Origin of the sequence: Pseudomonas sp. MF6767 (assembly GCF_016405475.1) — a bacterium.
Lineage (GTDB): Bacteria > Pseudomonadota > Gammaproteobacteria > Pseudomonadales > Pseudomonadaceae > Aquipseudomonas > Aquipseudomonas paracarnis.
Genome location: NZ_JAEKCY010000032.1, coordinates 1 through 26,184 on the forward strand (window position 1 = coordinate 1; position 26,184 = coordinate 26,184).

Annotated in this window: 33 protein-coding genes, 1 tRNA gene and 1 pseudogene; all 35 read left to right on the forward strand. The window is 59.4% G+C overall.

Features of this window, described 5'->3' with window-relative positions; genetic code table 11:
* A partial coding sequence (locus JFT58_RS28680) for a recombination protein NinG (RefSeq protein WP_198834813.1) occupies window positions 1–524 on the forward strand: 524 nt, incomplete at its 5' end.
* Entirely contained in the window at window positions 521–1,198 is a 678-nt protein-coding gene (locus JFT58_RS28685) for a hypothetical protein (protein WP_198834814.1), read from the forward strand. The genes JFT58_RS28680 and JFT58_RS28685, both read left to right, overlap by 4 nt.
* Window positions 1,199–1,332: 134 nt before the next feature.
* Entirely contained in the window at window positions 1,333–1,497 is a 165-nt protein-coding gene (locus JFT58_RS28690) for a hypothetical protein (protein WP_178089428.1), read from the forward strand.
* A gap of 16 nt (window positions 1,498–1,513) precedes the next feature.
* A tRNA-Met gene (locus tag JFT58_RS28695) sits at window positions 1,514–1,589 on the forward strand.
* Window positions 1,590–1,778: 189 nt separating this feature from the next.
* Entirely contained in the window at window positions 1,779–2,108 is a 330-nt protein-coding gene (locus JFT58_RS28700) for a hypothetical protein (protein ID WP_047274405.1), read from the forward strand.
* Window positions 2,105–2,440, forward strand: coding sequence for a hypothetical protein (locus JFT58_RS28705; protein WP_198834815.1), 336 nt, complete (start codon window positions 2,105–2,107; stop codon window positions 2,438–2,440). The genes JFT58_RS28700 and JFT58_RS28705 overlap by 4 nt, the downstream gene beginning before the upstream one ends.
* 49 nt (window positions 2,441–2,489) lie before the next feature.
* The gene (locus tag JFT58_RS28710; protein WP_198834816.1) at window positions 2,490–2,786 is read left to right on the forward strand and encodes a hypothetical protein; all 297 of its coding nucleotides are present in this window, start codon (window positions 2,490–2,492) and stop codon (window positions 2,784–2,786) included.
* A 49-nt stretch (window positions 2,787–2,835) separates the two neighbouring features.
* On the forward strand, window positions 2,836–3,045 hold the full coding sequence (locus JFT58_RS28715) for a hypothetical protein (protein WP_198834817.1): 210 nt from the start codon (window positions 2,836–2,838) through the stop codon (window positions 3,043–3,045).
* The gene (locus tag JFT58_RS28720) at window positions 3,042–3,257 is read left to right on the forward strand and encodes a hypothetical protein (RefSeq protein ID WP_198834818.1); all 216 of its coding nucleotides are present in this window, start codon (window positions 3,042–3,044) and stop codon (window positions 3,255–3,257) included. Before JFT58_RS28715 ends, JFT58_RS28720 begins: the two co-directional genes overlap by 4 nt.
* Window positions 3,258–3,327: 70 nt before the next feature.
* Window positions 3,328–3,399, forward strand: a pseudogene (locus tag JFT58_RS30905) (HGGxSTG domain-containing protein); the annotation flags it as partial.
* 114 nt (window positions 3,400–3,513) lie between these two features.
* The gene (locus tag JFT58_RS28725; RefSeq protein WP_233095464.1) at window positions 3,514–3,897 is read left to right on the forward strand and encodes a hypothetical protein; all 384 of its coding nucleotides are present in this window, start codon (window positions 3,514–3,516) and stop codon (window positions 3,895–3,897) included.
* A complete protein-coding gene (locus tag JFT58_RS28730; RefSeq protein WP_198834820.1) occupies window positions 3,872–5,152 on the forward strand; it encodes a terminase large subunit domain-containing protein in 1,281 nt (426 codons plus the stop codon). The genes JFT58_RS28725 and JFT58_RS28730 overlap by 26 nt, the downstream gene beginning before the upstream one ends.
* Window positions 5,149–6,504 carry a DUF1073 domain-containing protein gene (locus JFT58_RS28735; protein WP_198834821.1) on the forward strand — a complete coding sequence of 452 codons (1,356 nt, stop codon included), beginning with the start codon at window positions 5,149–5,151 and terminating at the stop codon, window positions 6,502–6,504. The genes JFT58_RS28730 and JFT58_RS28735 overlap by 4 nt, the downstream gene beginning before the upstream one ends.
* Window positions 6,501–7,628 carry a DUF2213 domain-containing protein gene (locus JFT58_RS28740; protein ID WP_198834822.1) on the forward strand — a complete coding sequence of 376 codons (1,128 nt, stop codon included), beginning with the start codon at window positions 6,501–6,503 and terminating at the stop codon, window positions 7,626–7,628. The genes JFT58_RS28735 and JFT58_RS28740 overlap by 4 nt, the downstream gene beginning before the upstream one ends.
* 9 nt (window positions 7,629–7,637) lie before the next feature.
* Window positions 7,638–8,117, forward strand: coding sequence for a structural cement protein Gp24 (locus JFT58_RS28745; RefSeq protein ID WP_198834823.1), 480 nt, complete (start codon window positions 7,638–7,640; stop codon window positions 8,115–8,117).
* 1 nt (window position 8,118) lies between these two features.
* A complete protein-coding gene (locus tag JFT58_RS28750) occupies window positions 8,119–9,078 on the forward strand; it encodes a DUF2184 domain-containing protein (protein ID WP_198834824.1) in 960 nt (319 codons plus the stop codon).
* A gap of 10 nt (window positions 9,079–9,088) precedes the next feature.
* Window positions 9,089–9,478, forward strand: a complete 390-nt coding sequence (locus JFT58_RS28755; protein WP_198834825.1) for a hypothetical protein — start codon at window positions 9,089–9,091, stop codon at window positions 9,476–9,478.
* A 51-nt stretch (window positions 9,479–9,529) separates the two neighbouring features.
* Complete coding sequence (locus JFT58_RS28760) at window positions 9,530–10,051, forward strand: DnaT-like ssDNA-binding protein (RefSeq protein ID WP_198834826.1); 522 nt, start codon at window positions 9,530–9,532, stop codon at window positions 10,049–10,051.
* Complete coding sequence (locus tag JFT58_RS28765; protein ID WP_160049488.1) at window positions 10,048–11,103, forward strand: hypothetical protein; 1,056 nt, start codon at window positions 10,048–10,050, stop codon at window positions 11,101–11,103. Before JFT58_RS28760 ends, JFT58_RS28765 begins: the two co-directional genes overlap by 4 nt.
* Window positions 11,103–11,489, forward strand: a complete 387-nt coding sequence (locus JFT58_RS28770) for a hypothetical protein (protein ID WP_160049490.1) — start codon at window positions 11,103–11,105, stop codon at window positions 11,487–11,489. Before JFT58_RS28765 ends, JFT58_RS28770 begins: the two co-directional genes overlap by 1 nt.
* An 11-nt stretch (window positions 11,490–11,500) precedes the next feature.
* A complete protein-coding gene (locus JFT58_RS28775; RefSeq protein ID WP_198834838.1) occupies window positions 11,501–11,926 on the forward strand; it encodes an HK97 gp10 family phage protein in 426 nt (141 codons plus the stop codon).
* Window positions 11,923–12,339, forward strand: a complete 417-nt coding sequence (locus JFT58_RS28780; protein ID WP_198834827.1) for a phage tail terminator-like protein — start codon at window positions 11,923–11,925, stop codon at window positions 12,337–12,339. The genes JFT58_RS28775 and JFT58_RS28780 overlap by 4 nt, the downstream gene beginning before the upstream one ends.
* A gap of 72 nt (window positions 12,340–12,411) precedes the next feature.
* Window positions 12,412–13,065: a phage tail protein gene (locus tag JFT58_RS28785; RefSeq protein ID WP_198834828.1), complete on the forward strand. Its 654-nt coding sequence runs from the start codon at window positions 12,412–12,414 to the stop codon at window positions 13,063–13,065.
* A 3-nt stretch (window positions 13,066–13,068) separates the two neighbouring features.
* Window positions 13,069–13,452, forward strand: coding sequence for a phage tail assembly chaperone (locus JFT58_RS28790; protein ID WP_198834829.1), 384 nt, complete (start codon window positions 13,069–13,071; stop codon window positions 13,450–13,452).
* A 62-nt stretch (window positions 13,453–13,514) separates the two neighbouring features.
* Complete coding sequence (locus JFT58_RS28795) at window positions 13,515–13,763, forward strand: DUF1799 domain-containing protein (RefSeq protein ID WP_198834830.1); 249 nt, start codon at window positions 13,515–13,517, stop codon at window positions 13,761–13,763.
* Between the two features lie 10 nt (window positions 13,764–13,773).
* Window positions 13,774–16,860, forward strand: coding sequence for a phage tail tape measure protein (locus JFT58_RS28800; RefSeq protein WP_198834831.1), 3,087 nt, complete (start codon window positions 13,774–13,776; stop codon window positions 16,858–16,860).
* Window positions 16,861–16,862: 2 nt separating this feature from the next.
* Window positions 16,863–17,201 (forward strand): phage tail protein, encoded by a 339-nt coding sequence (locus tag JFT58_RS28805; protein ID WP_160049496.1) that lies wholly within the window; start codon window positions 16,863–16,865, stop codon window positions 17,199–17,201.
* Between the two features lie 10 nt (window positions 17,202–17,211).
* On the forward strand, window positions 17,212–17,961 hold the full coding sequence (locus tag JFT58_RS28810; protein WP_160049498.1) for a phage minor tail protein L: 750 nt from the start codon (window positions 17,212–17,214) through the stop codon (window positions 17,959–17,961).
* 3 nt (window positions 17,962–17,964) lie between these two features.
* Window positions 17,965–18,720 carry a C40 family peptidase gene (locus tag JFT58_RS28815; protein WP_198834832.1) on the forward strand — a complete coding sequence of 252 codons (756 nt, stop codon included), beginning with the start codon at window positions 17,965–17,967 and terminating at the stop codon, window positions 18,718–18,720.
* Complete coding sequence (locus JFT58_RS28820; RefSeq protein ID WP_198834833.1) at window positions 18,717–19,298, forward strand: tail assembly protein; 582 nt, start codon at window positions 18,717–18,719, stop codon at window positions 19,296–19,298. Before JFT58_RS28815 ends, JFT58_RS28820 begins: the two co-directional genes overlap by 4 nt.
* A gap of 57 nt (window positions 19,299–19,355) precedes the next feature.
* Complete coding sequence (gene gpJ, locus JFT58_RS28825) at window positions 19,356–23,189, forward strand: TipJ family phage tail tip protein (protein WP_198834834.1); 3,834 nt, start codon at window positions 19,356–19,358, stop codon at window positions 23,187–23,189.
* Between the two features lie 325 nt (window positions 23,190–23,514).
* Window positions 23,515–24,162: a hypothetical protein gene (locus tag JFT58_RS28830; RefSeq protein ID WP_057978641.1), complete on the forward strand. Its 648-nt coding sequence runs from the start codon at window positions 23,515–23,517 to the stop codon at window positions 24,160–24,162.
* A gap of 28 nt (window positions 24,163–24,190) precedes the next feature.
* Window positions 24,191–25,201, forward strand: a complete 1,011-nt coding sequence (locus JFT58_RS28835; protein WP_198834835.1) for a phage tail fiber protein — start codon at window positions 24,191–24,193, stop codon at window positions 25,199–25,201.
* 43 nt (window positions 25,202–25,244) lie between these two features.
* Window positions 25,245–25,670 (forward strand): structural protein, encoded by a 426-nt coding sequence (locus tag JFT58_RS28840; protein WP_082631627.1) that lies wholly within the window; start codon window positions 25,245–25,247, stop codon window positions 25,668–25,670.
* Complete coding sequence (locus tag JFT58_RS28845; protein WP_057978576.1) at window positions 25,667–26,182, forward strand: lysis system i-spanin subunit Rz; 516 nt, start codon at window positions 25,667–25,669, stop codon at window positions 26,180–26,182. The genes JFT58_RS28840 and JFT58_RS28845 overlap by 4 nt, the downstream gene beginning before the upstream one ends.
* The last annotated feature ends 2 nt before the right edge of the window (window positions 26,183–26,184 follow it).

Genomic DNA, 26,184 nt, shown 5'->3' on the forward strand with positions numbered 1-26,184 from the left:
CATTCGTGCCTTCGCGGATGGGTCAGGCGGTGTGCAGCCCAGCCTGCGCGCTCATCGACGGGCCACGACATGCGCCAAAGGCACGCAAGGCCCTGGCCGACATTGAGCGCAAGGACATCAAGGTCCGCAAGGAGAAGCTGAAGAGCAGGGCGGATCATGCCAAGGACACTCAGCAGTCCTTCAACGAATGGGTGCGCCTACGTGATGCCGATCTGCCTTGCGTGAGCTGTGGTCGCCACCATGACGGCCAATATCACGCTGGGCACTATCGGACTGTTGCGGCAAACCCAGCCATCAGATTCGAGCCGCTGAATGTCCACAAGCAATGCGCTCCATGCAACAACCACAAGTCGGGCGACATCGTGAATTACCGCATTGAGCTGGTGAAGCGTATCGGCGCCGAGGCTGTCGAGTGGCTGGAAGGGCCGCATGAGCCCAAGAAGTACACCGTCGAGCAACTGAAGGCGATGACCGCCGAATACCGGGCAAAGACCAGAGAACTCAAGAAGGGGCAGGCAGCATGAAACTGATCAACGCACGTCAAGCGTGGACTGATGCGCAACACGAATCTAACGCCTCAATCAGTGCTGCGGCGGCTGATCGGGCCAAGTCCGCAACCGTAGTCAGGAAGGAAAAGGCAGCACTCCGCGAGATCATCTTCGCTGCCCAGGGCGAGGACAAGGAAGAGCGCATCATGGCTGTGCGCCAGAAGATCAGCATTGCCGAAACACGGCGCGCACCGATTGGCCGCTCCACACATCGCGCAGCTCACCTTCTCACCATGGGGAAGGTGCAGAAGGCAATCGAGTCGCTGCCGTTCCAGGTGCAGCAGCTGGGGCACTACCTCTACCACCCATGCATGACTGTCGTGCACATGCTCAACGCCGAAAAGCTGATTTGGTCGGATACGGACTTTGGCGCGCTCACCGATGCCAAGGCAGCGAAGGTTCATTGCCTCATCACATGCGCCCTGCAGTCCTACAAGGTGGAGGTGAGCGGCGGTGATACGTGGGGCCCGGCTCGAGTGTCTGACGCCATGATGAAGCTGTATGGGGTCACCATCGAGCCCAAGCACTGGGATCGTGACTGGCTCGATATCTGGAATTTCCTGCGAAAGTCTATCGAGGAAGTGGATATTCAGGCGCAAGAGCCAGTATGGCAGGTGATTCACTCTGAAAATTCAGAGGATGCGGCATAAAGTTGTTGCCATGGTGGGGAATTCGATGTACTTTTCCCACACTGCGCAACTTACCTCCAGCGCACGACCACTTCGAAGCCCGGCCACAGTGCCGGGTTTTTTATTGCATCGAATTCAACCTTCTGGAGCTGCGCATGAAGCTGAAAGCCAAAAGCAATCTGCTGGAGCGCGCCAGAAAGGCTTGGGAGGCGGTCGCACGCCAAGTTGGCGAGACCGACTTCTCGCGCAATCCGCGCACCGGCGAGTATCTGCACCCCGGTGTCGCCATGGGTTGGCGGATCCACAAAAAGAATCTGTAGTCGTCCCCCTGATTTTTGCGTGGTAGAGCAGCGGTCAGCTCGTCGGGCTCATATCCCGAAGGTCGATGGTTCGAATCCATCCCTCGCAACCAATTCAAAGGTTCTCATTGAGGGCCTATTGAGGCCTCGGCATTGATCGGGGCCTTCTTGTTTTCGGCCCCGCCACACCCTTCGCTCTGAGCTGGGAGTGCCGCCGGGGCTGATCTATTCGCCGCTGCTCCCCAGCGTTTGGCCGCCACCTGACGGCCTTTTTTATTCATCATGCCCACGGAGTAGCGCGCATGGAGTTTCTACAGCGCCTGTTCGATAAGCTCGACTGGGCATTCGCTGGGCTTGTGGGCGCGATCGCCGCCAGCTTTTGGCACCGGGATGACCTGGTAGATCGAAAGGCCTGGACCATCTTTATTTTCTCCGGTGCCGTCTGCGCTCATTACCTGACCGGGCTGATCAGCGCCTACCTGGGTGTGGTCGAGCCGCGCAGTGTTGCCGGCATTGGCTTCCTGCTGGGTACATTCGGCGGATCTCTCATTGCAGCCATAACCCGAGCAATCAAAGCGGCCGACCTTTGGGCGTTCATTCGTCAGCGGTTCGGCGGGGGTAACCCACCATGAATCTCGAACTGATCAACTCCATCGCCTGCGGCCTGATTGCGCTGTGGGCGACCTGGTGCGTACTGAGCGGGAAGGTGAGGGACGGTATCCTCGGGAAGCTGATTTACACCACGATCGCCATCACCGGTTTCGTCGTGTCGGTGCGCAGCCAGAACATTTTCTTTGGCCCGACCACTGCTGGCCTGACGCTGCATGTCGCCCTGGCCATGGCCGGCGCCCGCCACATCTTCATGGTCACGTACTGGCAGACGGTGAAGACCTGGCTGTGCAAGACGCTTAACTGCGAGCACTGCATGACGTGTGCCGATGAGCTAAAGCGCAAAGCCGATTAAACCAAAGGCGCCCGGTACTGCCGGCGCCGATCTATTGAGGATGGCCCGAATGGATTACGTCCTCGGTGACCATACCTACTCAGCCAGCTACCAAGACCTCCGCGAAGAGTATGCCCGATACGTCCAGATGACTGACAAGCGCTTCCTGAAGGAACTGCCTGGAGCTATGCACTTCGCGGTGTTCGTGTGTTGGTTCAAGGAACTGCCGACAAGCCAGGTGCTTTCTGATGAGGGGATCGTCCATCAACTGGCCCACCTTATCCATTTGAAGGGTGAGCCGATTGTGATGGGCAGACTCGGAGATATCCGGGAGCTGTTCGATCAGCAGTTGCGGCTTGCACCGTAATCCGCGCCACGTTTTCGAATGCGCCAAATCGTGGCGCGAGATAGGTCACATGAAAGTAATCGTCACCAAGCTACAGGGATCGGCTGAAGTCGAGTTCCTGCGTGAGGGTGTGGTCGTTCACCGCGAGCGGTTCACCGGTAAGGTCACCTCCGAGTACCGCCGCACCATTGCGTTCAATGAGGCGTTCGATACTCACAGGTGCCGGTTCGTGACGGCCATGCCTGCTGATCGGGCGTTCCAGTATGAGGTATCACCATGAGCGACCAGTCAGGCGAACATGTGCATTGGGCCGATGATGGTCGAGGGCGGCGCGAGGTCTTCCTTGACGGAGAGCGCCTTGAGTGTGTGACCTACTGCGACACCATGTCGGGTATCGCTGTTGTTGCTGACCAGCCCATCAAGTCATCCGATGGCGAGCATGTCGACTCCCGACCCGTATGGGGTGAGATCAAGGTTATAGGCATCGAATGATCATTGAATGACGTTCGAATGCATTGAATGAATCGTTCTGCGAAAACCAACCCCATGAATGAGGCTGACTATGGCCCTATGCGGCGCATCCAAGCGCGGCAACGGGGAACCATGCAAGCGTCACGCGATACCGGGTTCCTCTCGCTGCAAGCTACACGGCGGCAAGAGTTCAGGCCCCAAGGAACAGAGGGGCAACAAGAACGCTGCAAAGCCCGGCTCGATCTACAGCCGATTCCTGACTGACGAAGAGAACGACATGCTTGCCAGCATCGAGCTGGGGCGCGTGGACGATGAGTTGCGGCTGACGAGAGTGCGCTTGATGCGTGCGCTGGCCAGGGAGAACGAATTTGGCAACACGCTGGAAGTGGAGTCGGAGAAGGAAGAGCCGATCCTGGTCAGCGGCAAAGAGACCGCGCTCACATCGATAACGACTACGAGCAAGGTTCGCGATTACTCCAGCCTGATCGACCGCCTCACTGCACGCGTCGAGAGCCTGGAGCGGACAAAGGAAGACCTGGAGACGCGCCGCCTCACCAACGAGAAGCTGCGCCGCGAACTGGAAGACCCGAATAAGGGCCTGCCCGAGCCTAAGCAAGTAATCATCGGGGTAGAAGATGCAAGCGACCCTGAAGCTGAATAAGCCCCAGTTCGAGTTCATCAGTCACCCCAAGAAGTTTTCGGCGTTCGTCGGCGGCTACCGTAGCGGTAAGACTTTCGTGGGCTGTGTTCGGCTCTGCATCAACGCGCTGGAGAACCCTGGCATTCCCCAGGGCTATTTCGCGCCGACCTATCCGCAGATCGCTGACATCTTCTACGACACCATGCCGGTGGTCGCGGAGGCGTTTGGCCTGTTCGCCGACATCGTGCCGAGTAAGAAGCGCGTGTACCTGCGTGATAACCGAGGCCGGTGCCTATCGACCATCGTTTGCAAGAGCATGGAGCATCCGCACCGCATCGTCGGCTTCAACATCGCGCATGCACTGGTCGACGAGATCGACTGTATGCCGATCAAGAAGGCCGATAGCGCCTGGAAGAAGATCATTGCGCGGATGTCCACTGTGTGGCCTGGCCGCGACATGAACACCATCGACGTCACCACGACGCCGGAGGGCTTCAACTGGGTGTACCGCAAGTTCGTCAAGGAGCTTGCATCCAATCCGAGCCAGCGCCCGCTGTACGGCATCGTGCACGCCTCGACGCGGCAGAACGCAAAGAACCTGCCGAAGGACTACATCAAGTCGCTGCGCGAGTCCTACCCGGCGAACCTGGTGGACGCGTACATCGATGGCCTGTTCGTAAACCTGACCTCGGGCAGCGTGTACCCGAACTTCTGCCGCAAGCAGAACCACACAGACGCGACCATTCGCCCGGGCGAGCAGCTGCACGTCGGCATGGACTTCAACATCAGCCGGATGGCCGCGACGGTGCATGTCATTCGTGACGGTCTCCCGCTGCTACTCGAGGAAGCCACGCACCTTTTCGACACGCCGGCGATGATCGTCGAGCTGAAGCGCCGCTTCCCTGGGCACAGCATCACGGTCTATCCGGACGCCAGCGGCAAGAACCGCAAGAGCGTGAACGGCAGCGAGTCAGATCACAGTCTGCTCCGCGCCGCCGGCTTCATGGTGATGGTGAACCCGTCGAACCCAGCGGTTAGGGACCGGGTACTGGCCGTGAACGCCATGTTCCTGAATATCGACCATAAGCGCCGCTACCTGGTGAACACCGACAACTGCCCAGTAACCACCCAGGTGCTGGAGCAACAGGCATACACCGAAAACGGCGAACCCAACAAGGACAGCACTGAAGACCCGGTCGACGCACTCGGTTACTTCATTGTCCAGCGCTTCCCGATTGCGGGCAGCTACACACTCGCAAACGTGAGCAACTCATGAGCGCATTCAGCTACCTGAAAGACAGCCTGCAGAACCTGGTCGCAGGACTGGGTACTGCGCGCGACAAGGCATCTCACTCGCACTATGCCATCCCGGAGATGGACGACCAGCAGCTGCTGAACGCCTTCCGTGGTTCGTGGACGGCGCAGAAGGGCGTGACCATCCCCGCGGTGGACGCGTGCCGTAACTGGCGCAGCTGGCAGGCCGACAAGGGCCAGATCGAACTGATCGAGGCCGAAGAAGACCGCCTGAACGTCAAGGGCAAGGTGCTTGAGGCCCTATTTAAGGCCCGTCTGTTTGGTGGTGCTGCTGTATTCATCGGCACCGGTGAGCGTGATACGGCATCCGAGTTGAACCCTGAGCGCGTCAAGCAGGGAGGCGTGAAGTACCTCACTGTCATGACCCGCCGGCAACTCAGCGCGACCGAGATTGAACAAGACCCGCAGAGCCCGCGCTTTGGCAAGCCCAAGGCTTACCGTTTGCCGGGCAGCCAGGTTGAGATCCACCCGTCGCGACTGGTGATCTTCATTGGCACGCCACACCCTGACCCTGAGTTTGCTGTCGGTTGCGGCTTCGGCTGGGGTGACTCGGTGCTGCTGGCAGCCATGCCTGCCGTGCGTCACTACGACGAGACGGTGGCCAACGTGGTCAGCCTGGTCTACGAGGCCAAGATCGACGTCATCAACATTCCGAACCTGATGTCGAGCATGCAGGACAAGAACTACGAGCGCTTGCTGCTGGAGCGCTTGCGTCTGGCTGCTACCGCCAAGGGTATCAACGGCACACTGATCCTCGACGGCGCCGAGACCCACAGCTCCAAGTCGGCCAGCTTCGGCAATTTGCCCGAGGTCATCGCCAAGACAGAGCAGGGGGTGTCCGGTGCGTTCGATATCCCCGGCACCCGCATGTTCGGCCAGTCCTCCACGGGCCTGGGCGCCAACGGCGAAGAGAACACCCGCAACTACTACGACAACGTCGCGTCGCGCCAGAAGCTGGAGATCAAGCCCGCCATGAGCGTGCTGGATGAGTGCCTGATCCGCTCAGCACTGGGCGTCCGGCCCAAGGAGATCCACTACTCATGGGCGCCACTGTGGCAGGCCACGGCCAAAGAGCGGGCAGACATCGGCAAGACCACCGCCGACACCATCAAGGCGCTGAAGGATTCGGGCCTGTTCCCTGAGGACGCGCTATCAGCTGCATCGGTGAACCTGCTGGTGGAGCTGAGCGTGATGCCTGGGCTGGAAGCGGCCATCGACCAGTTCGGCGCAGAGCTTCCGGACGAAGAGGGCGGTGATGATCTTCCGTCCTCACCAGGCGCCGAAAAACCAGACCCTGAGGAAATCATCCCATGATCTTTACCGACTCCGTGCCTGTCTCCGGTGTTCGACGCACGGCAGACGGCTACCTGGTGGCCGAGGCCTTCGTCGCACGCACCGGTATTCAGGATTACCTCGGCTCCGAGATTGACCCGAACAACGAGCACGGCCTGCGGGATGTTCCCATCGTCAAGGTGTACCGGCCAGAGAGCTCGGTGTTCCACAAGGACGCGATGAACTCCTATGCCTATCGGCCCATGACCAACGACCACCCGGGCGGCGACGGTGTCAACTCCCAGAACTGGAAGGACGTGGCTGTCGGTAACACGGGCGGCGAGGTTATCCGTGATGGTCAGCGGGTGAAGGTGCCCCTGGTCCTCATGGATGCCACCGCCATCTCGGACTTCGAAGCAGGAAAACGACAACTTTCCATGGGCTATGGCGCTGAGATCATCTTCCAAGATGGCGTAACGCCAGAGGGCGATCCTTATCACGTCAGTCTTGGCCCAATGAAAATGAATCACCTCAGCCTGGTGCACAGCGCGCGGGCTGGCGAAGAGTTTCGTATCGGTGATAGCAAACCAAATACCCCAACAGGAGGCCATGACATGGCTGATGCACTGCGAAAACTCCTTGTCGATGGCATCTCCATTGATGTCACCGAGCAAGGCGCCCAGGCCATCGAGAAGCTGAACACCAAGCTTGCCGATGCTGCCACCGCCACCAAGACCCTGACCGACGCGCACGCTACTGCGATTGCGCTGAAGGACGGCGAACTGGCCAAGAAAGACGACGAGATCACCAAGCTGAAAGCGGCTGTGATCAGCGATGCCGATATCGACAAGCGCGTCACCGCACGTGCTGACCTGCTCACCAAGGCCAAAACCATCGCCGATGCCGACTACACCGGCAAGACCGATGCCGAGATTCGCAAGGCCGTGGTCATCGCTAAGCTGGGTGATGCAGCCGTAACGGGCAAGGCCGACGCCTACATCGATGCGCGCTTCGAGATCCTGGTGGAAGACGCCGCGAAAGACCCGGCCGCTGACCCATTCCGCAAGCACATGATTCAGCAGGACGCCAACACCACCGGCAATCCTGCAGCCGAAGCGCGCGCGAAGATGCTGGCCGACTTCAACTCCACTCAGCCCGCCAAGTAAGGAGCCATCATGGCCGCTTATCAAACGACTTACTCTGATCGTCCAGCCAAGGGCCTGCATGGTGCCTCGGCGAACGAAGAGATCAAGAACGACATCAGCCGCACCATCGAAAACGCTTCCGGCGTTCGCTTCGGCGAGCCAGTGATGCGAGGTGCTGGCGACCATGGCGTGATTCCATTTGCTGCCGGCGGCAAGTTTGTCGGTATTGCCAAACTCAACCCGGCTGTTCCAGCGGTAGCGGCTGGCTCGACTCTGGTCGACGGCTACCCGCAGTACTTCACCGCTGCCATCCGTGAGCGCGGCCAGATGTACGTGCAGGTCGGCGCCCCGGTTGTCGACGGTGATCCCGTTTACTACATCACCGCCACCAACAAATACACCAACGCCGCCGGCACCGGCATCGTTGGCCCTTTCGCAAATGTCTTCTTCGATACCACTGGTGCCGCTGACGACATCGTCGAAATCTCCATCAAGAACCGGAGCGCATAACATGCGACAAGCATTCGCAGACGCTCAAGCAGCGTTGCCATTCGTTGTAGCCCAAGGCCGCAACATCGAAACCGCGATCTATGAAGCTCGCTACCCGGAATACAGCTACCGCGACCTGATGCCTGTCGTAACCGAAGGCAACCAGTGGGCGATCGGTACCCAGTTCTACAGCATGCAACTCGCGGGCGAAGCCAAGTTCCTGTCCGGCGCCGCGAACGATATGCCGTTCAACCAGGTTTCCTTCGGTGAAGGCTCGCACGACTACGCCATGATCGGCTCCGGCTGGGAGTGGAACCTGGAAGAGGTCAATCAGGCCGCGCTGTATGGTCGCAACCTGAACGACCTCAAGGCCATGTCGGCAAGTCGCTCCACCGAGCGCCTGCTCTACGACATCGCAACCACCGGTAGCACCGAGAAAAACTGGCGTGGTTTTGTCAACCAGTCCAACGTGCAGACCATCACCGCGGCGGCCACCGGCACCGGCAGTTCTACTCTGTTCGCGGACAAGACTCCGCAGCAGATCCTGATCGATCTCAACGGTCTGCTCAAGCTGGTGCCGCAGGCTTCGAACAACGTAGAACTGGCTGACACCTTGTCCCTGCCTCTGGAGGTGATGGATTACATTGCCACCGTGTTTGTGGGCACCGAAGCGAATAGCCCGACCATTCTGGAGCGCTTCCGCACCTCCAACGTTTACACGGCGCGCACCGGTCGACCGCTGACCATTACCACTGCCGACTCCCTGTCGACCGCTGGTGCTGGTGGTGGCGGGCGTATCGTGGCCTACCGCAAGGCGCTGGACGTGATCCGCTTCCACCTTCCAATGCCTCGCATGGTGCTGCCGGTTCACCAGAAGGCCATCATGGGCTTCGAGACCGGCATCATCGCGCGTACCGGTGGTGTCGAAGTTCGCCTGCCAGGCGCCATGGCTTACATGGACGGCGTGTCCGAGCCTGCATAAGGGGGTTGTCATGAAAGTGAAAGTCACCAACAGCGGTCTTTGCCCGCGGGGCATTTGGGCATTGGGCGCGATCAAACTGATCGGCATTGGCGCAAGCCGTGAACTGACCTTGACCGAGGAAGATCTTGAGCAGGCCAAGAAGGTCGAAGCGCTCAGTTTCGAGGTGGTCGAAGCGCCAGCAGCAGATGAAAAGGCCGATCTGCTCGCCAAGCTGAAGGCGCTGGGCATCGACGCAGCTGGCAACAGCAAAGTCGAAACCCTGCGCAAAAAGCTGGAAGAGGCCGAGGCCGCTGCTGAAAAGCAGAAGGTCATGGATGAGCTGACCGCGCTGAATGTCGAGTTCGAAAAGGAAGCGAGTCTGGAAGACCTCCAGGCAGCACTCGCTGCCGCCAAGGCGTAACACCCCGCAAAACCCGGAGCGCAAGTCGCTCCACCTATTCGAGATCTCCCGATGCCAGACTTTTACGGAACCGTCGCAGAAGCCGACGCCTATCACGCTGCGCGCGCGAATACCGCCTGGGCTGGTGATGAAGTGGCGAAGCAGGCCGCACTGATCCGGGCATCGGTCTACATCGACGGCCGCTACCGGAAGCTTCTTGCTTCTGGCGTGTGGCAGTCATTGTTCCCCGGCGTGAAGACCGAGGGCAGAGGGCAAGCCAGGGAGTGGCCGCGCACAGGAGCTTATGACTACGAGGGCAACCAGATCCCAGCTGACCAGGTGCCCGTCGAGGTTGAGCAGGCAACGTACGAAGCCGCACTGCGTGAAATCGTCGAGCCTGGAAGCCTCAGCCCTGACTTCGTGTCCGCCTCCATGGTGAAGCGCGAGAAGGTCGGCCCGCTGGAAACTGAATTCGCCGTGTCGGTGGGTGCAGACGCCGCCGGCTCTGTCCGCCCGGTGATCAGCATCATCGACGAGATGATTGCCCCGGTGCTGGTGGCTCGCTACACGCTGCCTGCGGTTTTTACGGTATGACCCCGGCGCAGATCATCCAGGCCATCGAAGGAATGGAGCCTGCGATGCAGCAGGCGTACCTGAAGCAGGTCAAGACGGTGGTCGGCGCGGCAACGGTTGCAGAAGTTGAGCGCCTGATCGCTGAAGAGGATGAGGATGGCTTAGTTGCCCTGCTCAGTCTTGGTGCGCTGTCCGCATTCCTTGAGCTGGCCAGGTCGGTATTTATCGCCGGCGCCAAGTTCGAAGTGAAGGCGATCGTGATTCCTCGCGACATCGGGCGATTCGAGTTCGATGCCCGCGCGCCAGTCGCAGAAAAGTGGGTTTCTGCCAAGGCTGAAGAGATCCGAGCGAACTCAGCTATTGACGTGCGAGCAGCTATTCGCGAAGTGATGGGCAGTCGCCGCCGCATTGTAGGCTGGCCAAGTGCACAGCCTGCTGCTGTACAGGTCGAAGTCGGCGCTACGCCGATGGTGCGCACCCCTCGCCAAGCAGCGCTGGACCTGATCGGCCGCAAGAGCGCGCAGACCGGGGCGCGCTCTGGTGGCGTTATCGGTCTTCCCGGCAACTATGCGCAGTTTGTGCTGAATGCCCGTTCGCAGCTGCTTGGCGGCAACCCAGATGAGATGCGCAAGTATTTGCAGCGCACGCGCCGGGACCGACGATTCGACGGAATCGTGAACAGGGCAATCAAGGCCGGCACGCCAGTCGCCCAGACTGACGTGGACAAGATTGCCGGTCGCTACGCCGATCGCCTCATGAAGACCTATGCCGAGATGCTGTCCAAGGCTGAGGCGCTCGAGTCGTTCGGCGCCGGCCGTGACCAGGTGTACGAGCAGTTGATTGCTCAGGGTCTCGATCGCGACTCGGTCACCAAGACCTGGCGCGACCGAGGCGACAAGAAGGTCCGCCACACGCATTCGGTGATGGGCGGCCAAGAGGTGCAGAAGGATCAGCCATTCCAGAGCCCCACCGGTGCGCTGCTTCGATATCCGGGCGATACCAGCCTGGGGGCCGGGTGGAGTGAGCGTGCCAACTGCCGATGTTCGGCCATCTACAAAATAAGGCGCAAGTGATGCCAGATATCTATGATCGCGCCAAGGCCCTGGCCGCGCGGATGCTTGCGCCGCGCAGCAAAGGCGGGAAAGGCCTTGAGCTGGTCCTGCGCCGCGAGACCCTGGGCGAGTACGACCCAGACGCACCGCCGGCGCCCAGCGAACTGGTCGTGAACGGCTCCGGCTTCCGTGAGGAATACGACAACAAGTACATCGATGGCACGCTGATCGTTCGCGGCGACGTCAAGTTGCTGGTGTCTCCGGTGCAGCTCAGCGGGGCGGATATGCCGATCCCATTGAGCAACGACCGAATAGAGTTCGACGGCACAACCTACACCGTGATCACCGTCGGCCCATGGAACTATGCCGGCCTGGCGGTTGGCTTCGAGCTGCAGGTTCGCAAGTAATGGCCAATCACATGACCAGCCGCTACGGCGGCCAACAAGGCGGCTTTGCCGAGAGCCTGGCGGCATTCGCTGAGCAGGCGAAGGAAGCCATCGACGACGTGTTCCGCGAGGTGGTGATCGAGATCGGCACCTCGGTGATCCGCCTGTCACCGGTGGACACTGGGCGATTCAAAGGCAACTGGCAGTTCACTGTGGGTGCGCCTTCGAACCAGAGCATCGACACCTTCGACAAGGCAGGGCACGAAACTATTGCGACTCTGGTGGCCGAGGTCAGCAAGTTGGAGGCAGGGCAGGTCGCTTACATCGTCAACAACCTGGTGTACGGCGTGCCGCTCGAATACGGACATTCCGACCAGGCGCCGGCCGGCATGGTGCAAATCACGCTCGCCCGCTTCCAGCAGATCGTAGAAGAAGCCATCAGGAACAGCCAGGTATGAGCCACAACATCATTGCTGCGGCTTTCGAGTCGCGCCTGCTCGCGTGGGCCAAGGCCAGAGTTCCGAAGCTGAAGGTGGTGGTCGAGAACGAAACCTACACCCCAGCGGCCGGCGAGACGTACCTGCGAGCCTTCACGCTGCCAGCGATCACGGCTAGCAATACGCTGAGCGGCGATCACCGGGTCTACGCCGGCGTGTTCCAGGTCAACATCGTGACGGCCTCCGGCAAGTACCGCACCGAGGCGAGCGGCGTCGTGGATGAACTCGCCGCGCTTTTCCCGCTGAACATGCGTATTCCCCGCGCCGGACTTGTCGCGCTGGTGATGACGCCGGTAGCGCCCGGGCCGGGAATACCAGACGGCAACACCTTCACGGTACCTGCCTCGTTCCAATACCGATCCGACACCAACTAATCCGCCCGTTGGGCAAACCCAGAGCCCGCCATTGAGCGGGTTTTGTCATTTCTGCACAGAGGAAACACAACCATGGGCTTTCGACTCCCCAACGGCGCCACGCTTGAAATCGCTTCTGCATTCGGCCCTGCCATTCCTGTCACGGCACTGAGCAATGCCAACCCAGCCGTGGCGACCGCAGCAGCGCACGGCCTGTCTGATGGCGACATCATCGCCGTGACCTCGGGCTGGACTCGCTTGAATGATCGGGCTGCCCGCGTTGCGAACAGTCTGACCGGTACTTTTGCGCTGGAAGGCATCAACACCACCAATCTCCAACCGTACCCGGCCGGATCTGGTGCTGGCTCCGTGCGCGAAGTAACCGGCTTTACCGAGATATCGCAGATCACCGACTTGAACTCCAGCGGCGGCGATCAGCAGTTCCTCACCTTCGGCTTTTTGGCAGATGACGATGATCGCCAGCTTCCTACGACCAAGAACCCAATCAGTATGGCGGTAACTGTCGCCGACGATCCTGACCTGCCTTACGTGGCAATTGTCGAAGCGGCTGACGAAGACAAGCAGACCCGTGTGCTCCGCCTGAATCTGCCTGGCGGTAGCAGCATCGTTTACAACTGCTACGTTTCGATCACGTCGACCCCGGCCCTCAGCCGCAACAACTTGATGACCCGTGTCATCACTCTGTCGCTCGCTGGCCGCCCAACCCGTTACGCAGCGACGGTGTAACCCATGGCCAAGATCAAGATATCCCAGAACCCGACCTTCAAGGCGAAGGTCGCGATTCCGCGTGTTGGTGCTGAGCCGGTCAGCGTTGAGTTCGAGTTCAAGTACATGGACCGACTGGCCTTGGCCGCGCACTTCGATAAGTGGAACGCGGCACGTGACGAGCATGCCAAGAAGGCTCAGGAAGACGAGCTGAACTGGCAAGAAGAGACCGGCGCCGAGATCGCACTGCAGGTCGGGCAGCTCAAGGACATCATCGCGGGCTGGGGCTTCGACGAGAAACTTTCGGATGAGTCTCTGACTGCTCTGGTCACCACCTGCATTGGCGCTCCTCAGGCAGTGCTCTCCGCATACCAGGGTGCCTACCAGCCGGCCCGCCTGGGAAACTGACTGGCGCCGCCCGCGTCCTTTACGAGCAAGGGCCATCAGATGCAGATCTGGCGGCCTTTGGTTTGACCAAGGCGGACATTCCCGACGTTGAGTACGAGGTCTGGCCAGACAACTGGTCGGCCTTTCTGCTGTTCGAGGCGATGTCCACGCAGTGGCGCGTAGGCATGGGCGGGGCCACCGGACTGGACTACAACGCCCTGCCGCCGGTGGCCTCGATGCTGGGCATGAAGCGGCGCGAAATCCCTGAAGTCTTCCACGACATTCGCGTCATGGAAGCAGAAGCCATGCTCGTGATGAGCGAATCGAAATAACGGAGCCCGCATGACTTCTATTGCTGAACTCGGCATCAAGGTCGATTCGACCGATGCTGCGCAGGCGAGCTCCGACCTCGACAAGCTCACGGCAGCAGGTGGGCGCGCAGAAAAATCGGTCAAGGCCGTATCCGAAAGCGCAGAAAAGCTTGAAGCATCGTCGCGGAAGTCGTCGGCGCAGCTGAAAGATCAGGCTAGAGACGTCGACCAAGCCACTGAGTCATTCCGCAAGCTCTACGGTGGCACTACCGCCGCAGAAGCTGGCATGTTCTCTCTCGGCAACGCCATTAAAAACGGCACATTCGTCGAGTCGCTATCTTCGACTCAGGAAGCACGGAAGTGGCTAGATTCGCTGACCGTCTCCACCAAAACAGCTGGCAATGCGTTCGCCGAGTCTGGACAGAAACTGACGTTCCTTTCGACTGGAATGAAAGGTCTTGGTGCTTGGACAGGACCGGGGAATCCGGTATTTGGTCAGATCAGCAAGCAGAGTGTTGAAGCGGGCGCAGGTCTTGGATCATTCAGTAAGTCTGCTGTGCAGTCCGAAATGTCGGCCAAGCAGCTGCAGAATGCTCTCCGGGGTGTTCCTGCACAGTTCACCGACATCGTTACTTCGCTGCAGGGCGGACAAGCACCTCTCACCGTCTTCCTCCAGCAAGGCGGACAGCTCAAAGATATGTTTGGCGGTGCGGGCCCGGCAGCCAGGGCTCTTGGCGGTTACGTCCTTGGCCTGGTCAACCCATTTACTGTCGCTGCGGCGGCTGTTGGTGCGCTGACACTGGCGTATTACAAGGGCAGCCAGGAGGCCGACGAGTACAACAAGGCAATCATCTTCACCGGCAACTCCGCCGGAACAAGCGCTACTCAGTTGGCATCGATGGCGCAGCAGGTGAGCGCAACGGTCGGCACCACTGGCGCGGCTGCTGAGGTTTTGGCAAAGCTGGCAGGCAATGGAAAGATCGCCAGCGGCAGCTTCGAAGAGATCACCGAAGCTGCTCTGCAGATGGAAAAGGCCACTGGCAAAGCCATCGACGAAACGATTGCCGAGTTCGCAAAGATTGCCAAGGACCCCGTCGCCGCAGCCAAGGAGCTCAACGACCAGTACCATTTTCTAACAGCCAGCACGTACGCCCAGATCGTTGCCCTCAAGGATCAAGGCGACACCATTGGCGCTACAAAACTGCTCACTGACACCTATGCCAACACTATTCAAGAACGAACCGGTCAGGTCACCCAAAACCTTGGCTTGATCGAGAGCGCGTGGAACAAGATCAAAGCCGCCGCTTCTGGTGCGCTGGATGCCGCAAAGGATATCGGCCGGATCCAGACCCTGGAGCAACAAGCAGAGGTCATTCGCCAAAGACTTCAAACGAATCAAGGACGCGGCGGGAGGGCGGCGGCTCTGGGTTTGGAAACCCGCGATACTGCCAAAGATCGTGGAGACCTTGCATTTCTTGAGCTGCAAATCGATGCAGAACGCGAGCGCACGAAGTGGGTAGGCGAGGCGCGGAAAGAAAATGACCTTTCGGTTAACTCGCAGGCTGCGCTCAATGCCCAGTTGGCGGCATCCGAAAGCAACGCCAAAAAGCTCAAAAATCGTCTTGAGGAGATCAATAAGCTCGCCAGGGACGCAAAAGGGGGAACCGGCGGTAGGGTTTATACCGAGGCCGAGCTCGAGCAGCTCCGCGAGGCAGCGCGCAAGCAATTTGCAGATAAGAAGACGCCGGCCGGCGCAGTCAACCTGACCGAGTTCAACGACTCGAAAAACCAGCTTTCGCTGATCCTTGGCGAATATAAAAATGCCCAAAAGGAACTGGAGTCCGCGCAGAAGGCTGGACTTGTCACGCAGGAAGATTACCTGCTCAAACGCCAGGCACTGATCGGCAATGAGCGCGACGAGGTAACCGCAGCGTATCAGGCTGAAATCAGTTCGTTGGAGGCGGCGAAAGGCAAGGCCAGCACCTCGGCAGCGCAACGCATTCAGCTCGACCAAAAGATCGCTGATGCCAGGGCCAACATGGTCAAGGCTCAGAAGGAGGCCGATAGTCAGCTTCGAGTGCTTGACGCTGACGAGGAAGGGCGAATCAAGAAGCGTGATCTTGCAGTCCGAAGCTTCACCGAAGCCCTCAACCAGCAGAACGTCGCCCTGCGGCGCGCTGGTGGTCGTGCGGCCGAAGGTGTTGGCCGTGGCGATCGTGAGAACGCGATCAACGGCGAACTGAACGGCATAGCGGATCGAGCCAACCAACAGCGTCTGGATCTGGCGCGCGACAAGGCCGACAAGGCCCGCAAAATGAGCGCCGAGGAGTACCAGGCCAAGCTTGAGGCGATCAATCGCAGCGAACGCGACCTGACGCAGACCACGCTGAGTAACTACGAGCAGATGTCTGTGGCCCAGAGCGACTGGCGCAACGGGGCGACGTCGGCATTCAGCAATTACCTGGACTCGGCCCGGGACGTCGCCGGGCAAACCCGCAGCTTGTTCACTAACGCCTTCAGTTCCATGGAAGACGCGGTGGCCAGCTTCGCCACCAACGGCAAGTTCTCCTTTTCCGACTTCGCCAAGTCGATCATCGCCGACATGGCGCGTATCGCAACTCGGCAGGCGGCGTCCGGCTTGCTGTCGGGCTTGGCGGGCACTGCCATAGGCGCCTGGTTTGGTGGCGGCGCAGCGGCGGGGTCAGGAGCTGGAAGCTTCGGCTCCAGCATCGGTAGCGCTCTCGTTGAAGGGCGAGCATCTGGCGGCCCGGTCGATCCAAATACCCTGTACGAGGTAAACGAAAAAGGGCCAGAGCTGTTCAGTCAGGGTGGCCGCTCTTACTTGATGACCGGTGCGCAGGGCGGCAGCGTCACGCCATTAATGACGGGCGGCAGTTCGATTATGGCGGCGTCAGGCGGTGGCGGGAGTGGCAACACCTACAACTTCCCCGTCTCGGTATCCGTGCAAACGGCAGGCGCTGGCGGCAACGCAACGCAGGAAGACACCACGCAGCTCGGCAAGGGCATCCAGCAGGCCGCCAAGACCGAGGCAGAAACCGCTATTTCCAAAGGGTTGCAGCCTGGTGGCTCAATCTGGCGCCTGATCAACGGAAGGTAACCATGGCGATTGAAACATTCACCTGGCCCACCCAGCACGGGGAGGCGCCCGATATCACTTATCGAGTGCGCACCTCGCAGTTCGGGGACGGCTACAAGCAAGAGGTCGGGGACGGGATCAACAATAAAGTCGATGCCTACCCGATCACCCACACGGGCAACACGGCCACGGCCTTGGCCATGATGGCGTTCTTTGACCGTCACAAGGGCGCCAGGGCCTTCTTGTGGACCACCCCACTGGGCCAGCTTGGTCTGTTCACCTGCAAGAACCCAACCCCTACGCCCATGGGCGGGGGCGTTTTCAAATTGACGGCGACGTTCGAGCGCGCTTTCCACCCGTAAAGGTCAATCCATGTCGCTGATCAATGCTATCCAGACCCTTGAGCCTGGCAACGAAGTCATTCTGTTTGAACTGGATGGCAGCGATTACGGTGCCGATGTTCTGCGCTTCCACGGCCATGCGATCCCGCATACACCTGCCGAACTGATCGCCGCCGGCGGCAACGCTGACCAGTTGCCGGCCAAGTCGATTTGGTGGAAGGGCGAAGAGTACGGTGCCTGGCCCATGCAGTACGAGGGCAGCGAGGCGAATGGCGACGGCACCGCGGTACGGCCCAAGCTTTCGGTCGGCAACGTGAACGGGCGAATCACCGCGCTCTGCTTGGCCTTCGAGGATCTGCTCGAGTTCAAGCTGACCATTCGCAATACGCTGTCCGAGTTTCTCGACGCCGTGAACTTCGAAGGCGGCAACCCCACGGCCGATCCCACCCAGGAATCGATCGAGGTCTGGTATGTCGACCAGAAAACCAACGAGGACGGCGAGACAGTCAGCTGGGACCTGGCCAGTCCGGGCGATGTCGGCGGCGAGACGATCGGCAGGCAGATGACCACTCTGTGCCACTGGTGCCTGACGGGTGGATACAGAGGCCCCAACTGTGGATACACCGGCCCTTACGTCACGAAGGACGGGGTGGTTACCGATGATCCTGAATTGGACGTGTGCGACGCCACCCTGGGCAAGGGCTGCATCCCGCGTTTTGGCGAGGGTAACCCTTACCCATTCGGGGGTTTTCCCGCTGTGTCACTCATTGCCCGGAGCTGAATAATGCGCAAACACATCATTGCGGCCATCCAGGCTCATGCGGCGGCCGAATATCCGAAGGAGTGTTGTGGGCTTTTGTTGGCCGTGGGCCGGGCCCAGAAGTACTTCCCGTGCCGGAACATAGCAACCGAGCCAAACGAAGAGTTCCGGCTTGAGCCAGAGGACTACGCCGCGGCGGAAGACCAGGGTCAGGTGATCGGCATCGTGCACTCTCATCCGGACGCAACCAGCAGACCGTCTTCGCGAGACCTGGCGATGTGCGAGGCCACGGCTTTGCCCTGGCACATTCTGTCCTGGCCCGAAGGCGACCTGCGCACGATCACGCCGACCGGCAGCACACCGCTGCTCAAGCGCCCGTTCGTACATGGCGCCTGGGACTGCTGGCAGGTCTGCGCTGATTGGTACCAGCGCGAGTGGGGGCTTGAGTTCGAGTCCTTCCAGCGCGCTGATTGCTGGTGGGAGAGCGCAGACAGCACCAGCTTGTACGAGGCGAACTACGCAGCCGCGGGCTTTGAGCAAGTCGACAGCCCGCAGCGCGGCGACATGATCGTGATGGAGGTCGGCCGAACGGCCCACCCAAACCACGCAGGGATATACCTGGGGACAGAGCCGGCGCTGCCTGGCGAAGATTCCGGCGTGTTCGGCCCTGGCCCCTTTGTGCTGCACCACCTGTATGACCGGCCGTCCGAGGTGATCGTATACGGTGGCCCGTGGCTGCAGCGCACCCGTTTGATTCTTCGACACAAGGAGGCCCGATGAGCGCCATCAGTTATTCACCGATGACTATCATCAAGTTATCCGGGTCTCTGGCCCAAAGGTTTGGCAGGCTGCATCGGCGCCAGGTTGCTTCGGGCGATACCTGGGAGGTGTTCAGGGCGCTGAAGGCAACCATTGAAGGGTTCGAAGCCGAGATCCGGCGCCTTGACAGGCTCGGACTTCGCTTTGCCATCTTCCGCAACCGGAAGAACGCCGGGCAGGATCAGTTCGGCATGGGAGGCACAAAGGAGGTCAGGATTGTTCCAGTGGTAGAGGGTGCGAAGCGAGCAGGACTCTTGCAGACAGTTCTTGGCGTCATCCTCATTGCCATGAGCACTATAACCAACGGCGCAACCCTAGCGCCGGGTATCGCCCTGACTGCCGGCGGCGTGATCCAGATGCTCAGCCCACAGGCCGCCGGCCTCAAGCAGAGCGCTTCGCCTGAAAACATGCCCAGCTACGCATTCGGCAGCGCCAAGAACACCACGGCCAGCGGTAACCCCGTCCCTATCTGCATCGGCGAGCGCCGGTGGGGCGGGGCGATTATCTCGGCATCGATCTACGCCGAAGACAAGACATAACTACGAAGCATCGATCAGGCCGCCCAAGAGGCGGTTTTTTATTGCCTGGAGGAAAGCATGGGCGCAGCACAGAAGCTGGATATTCACGGTGCCAAAGGTGGCGAGAGCAAGCCCAAGTCTCCGGTAGAGGCGCCCGACAGCCTGCGTTCCACCAACGTGGCCAAGATTCTGATCGCCGTTGGCGAGGGTGAGTTCGATGGCACACCAACCGCGCGCGATATCTTCCTCGACAACACCCCGATCCAAGATGCCAGCGGCAATTTCAACTTCACCAACGTCAAGTGGGACTGGCGGCCTGGCTCTGTTGAGCAAACTTATATCCCGGGTATTCCGTCTGTAGACAACGAGACCTCGCTGAATATCGAGCTGCGCAGCGGTACCCCATGGGTTCAGTCGCTTACCAACCTACAGCTGTCGGCGGCACGCATTCGCCTGGCCACTCCACGCCTGGCGAGCCAGGACGCAGAAGGGAATATTGGTGGTTACAGCATCCAGTATGCGGTCGACGTCGCCACCGACGGCGGGGCGTATCAGGAGGTATTGGTTGGAGCCATTACAGGAAAGGCCACCACTCGCTACGAAAAGTCCATGCGTATCGATCTCCCACCGGCCACCAGTGGCTGGCTGATTCGGGTTCGCCGCATCACCCCAAACCAGAACACCGACAAAATCGCGGACAGCCTTTTCATCGCTGGCTACACCCAGGTTATCGACGCAAAGTTGCGCTGCCCGAACACCGCACTGCTCTTTATCGAGTTCGACGCCGAACAATTCACCAATATCCCGGCCGTTACCGTGAAGTGCAAAGCCCGCCGCTGGCAGGTGCCGAGCAACTACGACCCAGTGGCCCGCACCTATTCCGGCGCCTGGGACGGCACCATGAAAGAGGCCTGGACCAACAACCCGGCCTGGATCACCTACGGGATCTGCACCCAGGACCGTTTCGGCCTTGGCCGGCGCATCAAGCCGTGGATGGTGGACAAGTGGGAGCTGTACCGCATCGCGCAGTACTGCGACCAGATGGTGCCCAATGGTGCGGACGGCGTTGAGCCGCGCTTCCTGTGTGACATGAACCTGCAGGGCAAGGCCGACGCCTGGTCCCTGCTGCGTGACATCGCTGGCATTTACCGCGGCATGACATACTGGGCCCAGGGCCAGCTGGTTATGCAGGCTGATATGCCTCGGGCGCAAGACATCGACTACGTCTTCACCCGATCCAACGTCATCGACGGGAAAATCTCCTACGGCAGCGCATCGGCGAAGACCCGCTTTACTCGCTGCCTAGTCAGCTATGACAACCCACTGAACAACTACGACACCGACGTTACGGTTTATTCCGACCTTCCACTCCAGCGCCGGCTGGGTGACAAGCCTACGGAGATCAGTGCCATCGGCTGCACTCGCGCATCTGAGGCCCAGCGCCGGGCAAAGTGGCTGGTCCTGAGCAACAACCAGGACCGCACGATCAGCTTCAGGACCGGCATGGAAGGCCGTATCCCGTTGCCTGGTTTCATCATTCCCGTCGCCGACTCGCTGCTGGCGGGCTGGGAGATCGGCGGGCGCATCGCAGCGGCGGCGGGGAAGGTCATCACCTTGGACCGCGACACCTTGGCCAAGGCCGGCGACCGGCTGGTGATCAACCTTCCCGGCGGGCGAGCAGAAGGGCGCACCGTGGAAAGCGTGAGCGGTCGCAATGTAACCGTGACGGTTGCTTACAGCGAGGCTCCGGCTGCACAGCTTCAGTGGGCAATCGACGCTGACGACTTGGCAATCCCTCTATATAGGGTTATGAGGACTGCCCGGACGCCAGAGGGTGATTACGACATCAGCGCCTTGCAGTACGAGCCAAGCAAGTTCCCCAGCATCGACACCGGAGCACGGCTGGAAGAACGCCCAATCAGCGTGATACCGATCACTGTGGTACCGCCGCCGGCGAGCGTCACCGTTACGTCGAACGTATCGATCGACCAGGGCCTGGCCATCAGTACTATGAACATCTCGTGGCCAGCCGTCGCTGGCGCCGTCGCCTATGACGTGGAGTGGCGTAAGGACAGCGGCAACTGGATCAAGGTGCAGCGTACCGGCTCGACGAGCGTTGACGTCACCGGCATCTACTCGGGCGCCTATCTCGCACGTGTGCGTTCGGTGAGCGCCTTCGAAATTTCGTCGATCTGGAAAAGCTCTACCCTGACCAGCCTTGAAGGCAAGACCGGCCTTCCGCCGGCAGTTTCGTCCCTTACCACTAAAGGAGAGCTGTTCGGGATCAGCATCAAGTGGGGCTTCCCTGCTGGCGCCGAGGACACCCAGCGGACCGAGCTGTGGTATGGGCCTGCGAACAACCTGGAGGCGGCGACGAAGCTGGCCGACCTGGCATATCCGCAGGCCGACTACCGTATGCAGTCGCTTTTATCCGGGGCTACGCTGTTCTTCTGGGCGCGCCTGGTTGATCGTACCGGGAACATTGGCCCTTTCTATCCGACCGTAAACGGAGTGATGGGACAGTCTGTTTCGGATGCTTGGCCGCTCCTTGAGCAGGTCAAGGGGCAGATTGATGAATCATCGTTGGCTCCAGCCCTTAACGGTCGCATCGATCTGATTGACGGAGATGGGCCTGGCTCCGTAAACGCTCGAAATGAGCAGCTTAGAAAGGATCTAGAGGAGCAAATCAAGCCATACGTTGATGCGCTGTTGTGGGATGCAGCAAAGGCTTACGTCAAGGGTGACATCGTTCGCCAGGGAAACAAGCTGTACCAAGCCCTGGAGGCTAACAGTGGCTCGCAGCCTCCCAGCGAAAACTGGAAAGACGTCGGCGACATCCTCACTGAAACGAACGCTTTGGCAATACGGGTTGATAACCTTGACCAGGAAATCACCGCAGTCGATGGGAGGGTGGTTGCCACTCAGGAACAGCTTACCCAGCTCCAGACAAAGGTAAATGACCCGGTAACCGGCCTGGCGGCTACGGTAAATAACGTTACCCAAGTGAATCAGCGAGTAACCAACGTTGATAACAAGCTGACCGCGCAGACGGAGCGAATTGATGGCGTTTACGCTGAAATCAACGCGCCTATGGCTGGTTCTGAGAATGACCTGGCTGGCGGAACCCAGGGCTATGCGGGCGTTTGGTCGATCCAGTCTGCTATTACCGATGGTGACTACGCCCAAGGCAAGCTGACTCAAACTGTCGAAGCTCAAGTTATCAAAAACTACGCCACCTATGAGGAGACAACGACCGCGCTCGTCAACCAGCAGACCGCTACAACCAGCCAAGTAACGGCGCTTCGCTCAGATTTTGACGGGAACAAGTCCACCGTACAGACGCAGATTAAGACGGTATCCGATCAGGCGTCAGCCACCGCAAGCCAGACTACTCAGCTGCAAACAACCGTCAACGGACACACGCAGCAGTTCCAGCAACAAGCAAGCATCAACCAAGACGTAAACGGAAAGATCACCGGCACCTACTCGTTCCGATTCAAGTTCGATGTGAATGGGGCGCCTTACTCTACCGGCGTAGGACTTGGCATTGAGACTGGGGCGAACGGTCAGGTTACTTCGCGCTTCGTCATCCAGGCGGATCAGTTTGCAATCTACAACGGCGAGGTAGGGGCGGCAGGGTCAAGCGTGCCATTCGCGGTGAACGGCACAGAAACCTATATCAAGTCGGCATTCATCCAGGACGGGACGATAACCAACGCGAAGATAGGTAGCTACATCCAGTCGAACAACTACGTCGCAGGGCAGACAGGCTGGAAATTGTTTTTCGACGGAACCTTCGAAATCAACGGTGTAGCTCCTGGGCAAGGGCGATCAATGATGACGAACAGATCTCTGCGCTTTTGGGACGCAAACAACGTCAAAAGACTGCAATTAGGAGACCAAACAGAATGAGTTCCGGCTTAAGAATTTGGTCTCCTAACGGCACCTTTGAGTTCGATACAAGCATATCCACTTATAGGATTGTTCTGTCGGTACTTGTGTCCTATTCCTCAGGACCGCTGGGCACTAGGACGTTTGCAGCGCCAGGGTGCACCACAAACAACGCGATATGCTTTTTGTTACCGATCAATAACGATAACTCGCAGGTCGTATCTAACAGGCAGTTGGAGTGCGAAATGGGCACGAACGAAGTTTATGTTAGGAATTTTCTCAAGGCTCGTCCTTCCGATTCATTCTCTTCCGCAACCATGCGTCTCATTGTTGCAAGGTGGGCGTGATGAATTACGGGTTACAAGTGGTAAATGATTCTGGCGCTATATCCCTAGACTCTGAATATGCGAGATTGTGCGTCTTTCATAAGGGTACCTATAACTCTGGCGCGTCCGTCGTCTTTCAGAATGTGGTTGACACTCAGGAACCGCCCCTTGTTTTTATCAGGCCGCCAAATAATGGCTCGCTGATTCAGCTTGGCGTTCTTCTTGAAGGATCGGCGGGGGCGTGGACCGGTGCTACCGTTACATCTGGTCAGGTTCACTCTGGAAACATATTCGTAGCTGCGTTTTCATCCAAGTCTTTGTCCACATATGGCTTAAGAATGTGGGGCGCGGATGGAAAACAGATATTTGACTCTGCTGTTCAGGCAGCAGTATTCACAAGGGTCGCGCAAAACTGGACATTTACGCACGCGGAGCAGAGCGGACAAGGGCTAATAACAAATTGGTATTCGGTTCCTCTCAACTATGCACTAGGTGATTACTTGATGATCAATAATGCAAGGATGCCCATGATGGCGGGAAATAATGAGTCTAGAGGGACGGGGCTGCGATATGACTTCCCGGCCGGGCTTATCAGATTTAGCGTTACTACCGTGACGAATCCAACATACTTTTCGCTCTCTGCGGTATTTGGGAAGCTGGCTGTTTAATTTTCATTTCGTATAGGGGTTTAATTCAATGGCAAGACAAGGCATTAATCTTGGCACGGCGCCGACAGGTCAAGGCGGCGATACGTTCCGCACTGCCAGCCAGAAGAATAACGACAACTCGAACGAGCTTTATACTGCCCTTGGGGCTCCGGCTAACGGACAGCTGCCTGCGGCGCTGCCCGTTGCGAAAGGCGGAACAGGCGGGACTACGCAGAGTGCTGCCCGGCAAGGCTTAGGGTTAGGCGCTGCCTCAACTAAAAGCTTCGGGCTGCAAGAAGGCGAGCTTATCCCTGCGGGTACTTACAGTGGGTTTTATTCGAACAATGCGCCGACGACATATCAAGCAGATAGGCCTGGCGAACCCGGCCAAGGTGGTGCTTTTTCCAGGCTTGGCGCTCCAGGCTCGTCTTCAGGCTTGTCGTACTGCACAGTTATCCGTATTCCCTACGCCCAGGACTTCGAGGCGCAGTTGTTCATTCCCGTTTCTCAAGGTACCGGTAACTTACATTTTCGAACTACGGAATCTAACAGTGGCGGCGCCTTCGGCCCCACATACAAGCTTTATCACACAGGCAACACCACCCGCGGCTCGGGCGGTGCGCTTTCTGCGGCATCGCCAATCCTGAGAATCGCGAGTGTGTCCGCCAGCGAGCGCCGCGACCTCCAAGAGGAATCGTTTCTCCCCGCCGGCGAATGGGGTGTGGCCAACGATGAAGCACGCGGCGTTATTGTTGAGCGCCTCGGCGTTGGCGAGTATCGGGTGACGGGAAGTCTTGGCTTGGCGCTGGAGGGCTGGCGGACCCACGACCCAAGCTCACCAGACGGCGGCCGGATGCTTGGTATCACCGACAGTCATCAGGAAGAGGATGGCACTGTCATCATTCGCCTATTCAAACAGCGCTGGACGCTCACCGATGACGGAGAGATGGTGCCGGGCCGTGGCGCGCCAATGGATGTCCCGCTGAATAGCTGGATCGATGTGCGGCTTGAAATGCCCAAGGTCGATACGCCGCCGCCACTCAGATCGACCGAAGAATAGCAGCCCGCCAATTGAGCGGGCTTTTTTACGCCTGGAGAAAAGCATGTCGATCACCGAAACTCGCGGGGTACGCAACAACAACCCCGGCAACATCGATTACAACCCGGCCAACCAGTGGCAGGGCCAGCTGAAGGCAGACCCTGCTTTAGAGAAGCGCTTCGCAAGGTTCGACACGCCGGAGAATGGTATCCGCGCCCTGGGCAAGCTCCTGCTGACTTATCAGCGCAAACATGGCCTGAAAACTGTGAAGGCGATCATCAGCCGGTGGGCGCCTTCGGTAGAGAACGACACTGCGGCGTACGTGCGCGCGGTCGAAGCGAACACCGGCACCCGGCCTGGCGCCGAGATTGACCTGGTCAACCCGGTGGTAATGGCTGGCTTCGTCAAAGCCATCATCCATCACGAGAACGCCGGATATGCCTACCCTGATGCGGTGTTGGCAGAAGGCGTGCGGCGGGCGCTGGCATGACGTCGGTACAGAAGCTGGCCGGCCTGGTGGTGCTGATCCTGGTGCTGATGGCCAGTGCCGCGGGCGTTACCTGGCAGGTTCAAGACTGGCGGATGGGCAATAAGCTCGCCCAGCAGGCCGTCCTGCACGGGGATGACCTTGCCGCGATCAGTAATGCCGCCACCGCCCAAGCCCGCGCCGAGCAGGGCAAGCGCCTGGGTCTGGAGCAGCAGCTCGCTGGCCAGGACCAACAACATACAAAGGAATTATCCGATGCCCAGCGCAACCAGGCTCGCCTGCGTGACCAGCTTGCTACTGCTGATGTCCGGCTGTCAGTCCTCCTTGCCGAGGATTCAGCCAGTGGCTGCAACGTGCCTACCACCCCCGGCACCGCCGGCGTGGTTCATGCAGCCCGTCGAGCCCAACTTGACCCAGCGCATTCTCAAAGAATTATCCGCATCACCGATGACGGGGATAACGCCATAATCGCTTTGCGTGCTTGCCAGGCCTATGTCCGCGCAATTGCACGATGAGT

What these genes read in the sequence shown, in the direction of transcription:
- JFT58_RS28710 (WP_198834816.1), top strand. Translation starts at nt 2,490, where the DNA reads ATGGATTACGTCCTCGGTGACCATACCTACTCAGCCAGCTACCAAGAC.
- JFT58_RS28775 (WP_198834838.1), top strand. Translation starts at nt 11,501, where the DNA reads ATGACCAGCCGCTACGGCGGCCAACAAGGCGGCTTTGCCGAGAGCCTG.
- JFT58_RS28815 (WP_198834832.1), top strand. Translation starts at nt 17,965, where the DNA reads ATGCGCAAACACATCATTGCGGCCATCCAGGCTCATGCGGCGGCCGAA.
- JFT58_RS28745 (WP_198834823.1), top strand. Translation starts at nt 7,638, where the DNA reads ATGGCCGCTTATCAAACGACTTACTCTGATCGTCCAGCCAAGGGCCTG.
- JFT58_RS28835 (WP_198834835.1), top strand. Translation starts at nt 24,191, where the DNA reads ATGGCAAGACAAGGCATTAATCTTGGCACGGCGCCGACAGGTCAAGGC.
- JFT58_RS28845 (WP_057978576.1), top strand. Translation starts at nt 25,667, where the DNA reads ATGACGTCGGTACAGAAGCTGGCCGGCCTGGTGGTGCTGATCCTGGTG.
- gpJ (WP_198834834.1), top strand. Translation starts at nt 19,356, where the DNA reads ATGGGCGCAGCACAGAAGCTGGATATTCACGGTGCCAAAGGTGGCGAG.
- JFT58_RS28735 (WP_198834821.1), top strand. Translation starts at nt 5,149, where the DNA reads ATGAGCGCATTCAGCTACCTGAAAGACAGCCTGCAGAACCTGGTCGCA.
- JFT58_RS28725 (WP_233095464.1), top strand. Translation starts at nt 3,514, where the DNA reads ATGCTTGCCAGCATCGAGCTGGGGCGCGTGGACGATGAGTTGCGGCTG.
- JFT58_RS28750 (WP_198834824.1), top strand. Translation starts at nt 8,119, where the DNA reads ATGCGACAAGCATTCGCAGACGCTCAAGCAGCGTTGCCATTCGTTGTA.
- JFT58_RS28785 (WP_198834828.1), top strand. Translation starts at nt 12,412, where the DNA reads ATGGGCTTTCGACTCCCCAACGGCGCCACGCTTGAAATCGCTTCTGCA.
- JFT58_RS28700 (WP_047274405.1), top strand. Translation starts at nt 1,779, where the DNA reads ATGGAGTTTCTACAGCGCCTGTTCGATAAGCTCGACTGGGCATTCGCT.
- JFT58_RS28800 (WP_198834831.1), top strand. Translation starts at nt 13,774, where the DNA reads ATGACTTCTATTGCTGAACTCGGCATCAAGGTCGATTCGACCGATGCT.
- JFT58_RS28780 (WP_198834827.1), top strand. Translation starts at nt 11,923, where the DNA reads ATGAGCCACAACATCATTGCTGCGGCTTTCGAGTCGCGCCTGCTCGCG.
- JFT58_RS28730 (WP_198834820.1), top strand. Translation starts at nt 3,872, where the DNA reads ATGCAAGCGACCCTGAAGCTGAATAAGCCCCAGTTCGAGTTCATCAGT.
- JFT58_RS28790 (WP_198834829.1), top strand. Translation starts at nt 13,069, where the DNA reads ATGGCCAAGATCAAGATATCCCAGAACCCGACCTTCAAGGCGAAGGTC.
- JFT58_RS28810 (WP_160049498.1), top strand. Translation starts at nt 17,212, where the DNA reads ATGTCGCTGATCAATGCTATCCAGACCCTTGAGCCTGGCAACGAAGTC.
- JFT58_RS28715 (WP_198834817.1), top strand. Translation starts at nt 2,836, where the DNA reads ATGAAAGTAATCGTCACCAAGCTACAGGGATCGGCTGAAGTCGAGTTC.
- JFT58_RS28830 (WP_057978641.1), top strand. Translation starts at nt 23,515, where the DNA reads ATGAATTACGGGTTACAAGTGGTAAATGATTCTGGCGCTATATCCCTA.
- JFT58_RS28740 (WP_198834822.1), top strand. Translation starts at nt 6,501, where the DNA reads ATGATCTTTACCGACTCCGTGCCTGTCTCCGGTGTTCGACGCACGGCA.
- JFT58_RS28755 (WP_198834825.1), top strand. Translation starts at nt 9,089, where the DNA reads ATGAAAGTGAAAGTCACCAACAGCGGTCTTTGCCCGCGGGGCATTTGG.
- JFT58_RS28820 (WP_198834833.1), top strand. Translation starts at nt 18,717, where the DNA reads ATGAGCGCCATCAGTTATTCACCGATGACTATCATCAAGTTATCCGGG.
- JFT58_RS28805 (WP_160049496.1), top strand. Translation starts at nt 16,863, where the DNA reads ATGGCGATTGAAACATTCACCTGGCCCACCCAGCACGGGGAGGCGCCC.
- JFT58_RS28690 (WP_178089428.1), top strand. Translation starts at nt 1,333, where the DNA reads ATGAAGCTGAAAGCCAAAAGCAATCTGCTGGAGCGCGCCAGAAAGGCT.
- JFT58_RS28770 (WP_160049490.1), top strand. Translation starts at nt 11,103, where the DNA reads ATGCCAGATATCTATGATCGCGCCAAGGCCCTGGCCGCGCGGATGCTT.
- JFT58_RS28765 (WP_160049488.1), top strand. Translation starts at nt 10,048, where the DNA reads ATGACCCCGGCGCAGATCATCCAGGCCATCGAAGGAATGGAGCCTGCG.
- JFT58_RS28760 (WP_198834826.1), top strand. Translation starts at nt 9,530, where the DNA reads ATGCCAGACTTTTACGGAACCGTCGCAGAAGCCGACGCCTATCACGCT.
- JFT58_RS28720 (WP_198834818.1), top strand. Translation starts at nt 3,042, where the DNA reads ATGAGCGACCAGTCAGGCGAACATGTGCATTGGGCCGATGATGGTCGA.
- JFT58_RS28705 (WP_198834815.1), top strand. Translation starts at nt 2,105, where the DNA reads ATGAATCTCGAACTGATCAACTCCATCGCCTGCGGCCTGATTGCGCTG.
- JFT58_RS28685 (WP_198834814.1), top strand. Translation starts at nt 521, where the DNA reads ATGAAACTGATCAACGCACGTCAAGCGTGGACTGATGCGCAACACGAA.
- JFT58_RS28840 (WP_082631627.1), top strand. Translation starts at nt 25,245, where the DNA reads ATGTCGATCACCGAAACTCGCGGGGTACGCAACAACAACCCCGGCAAC.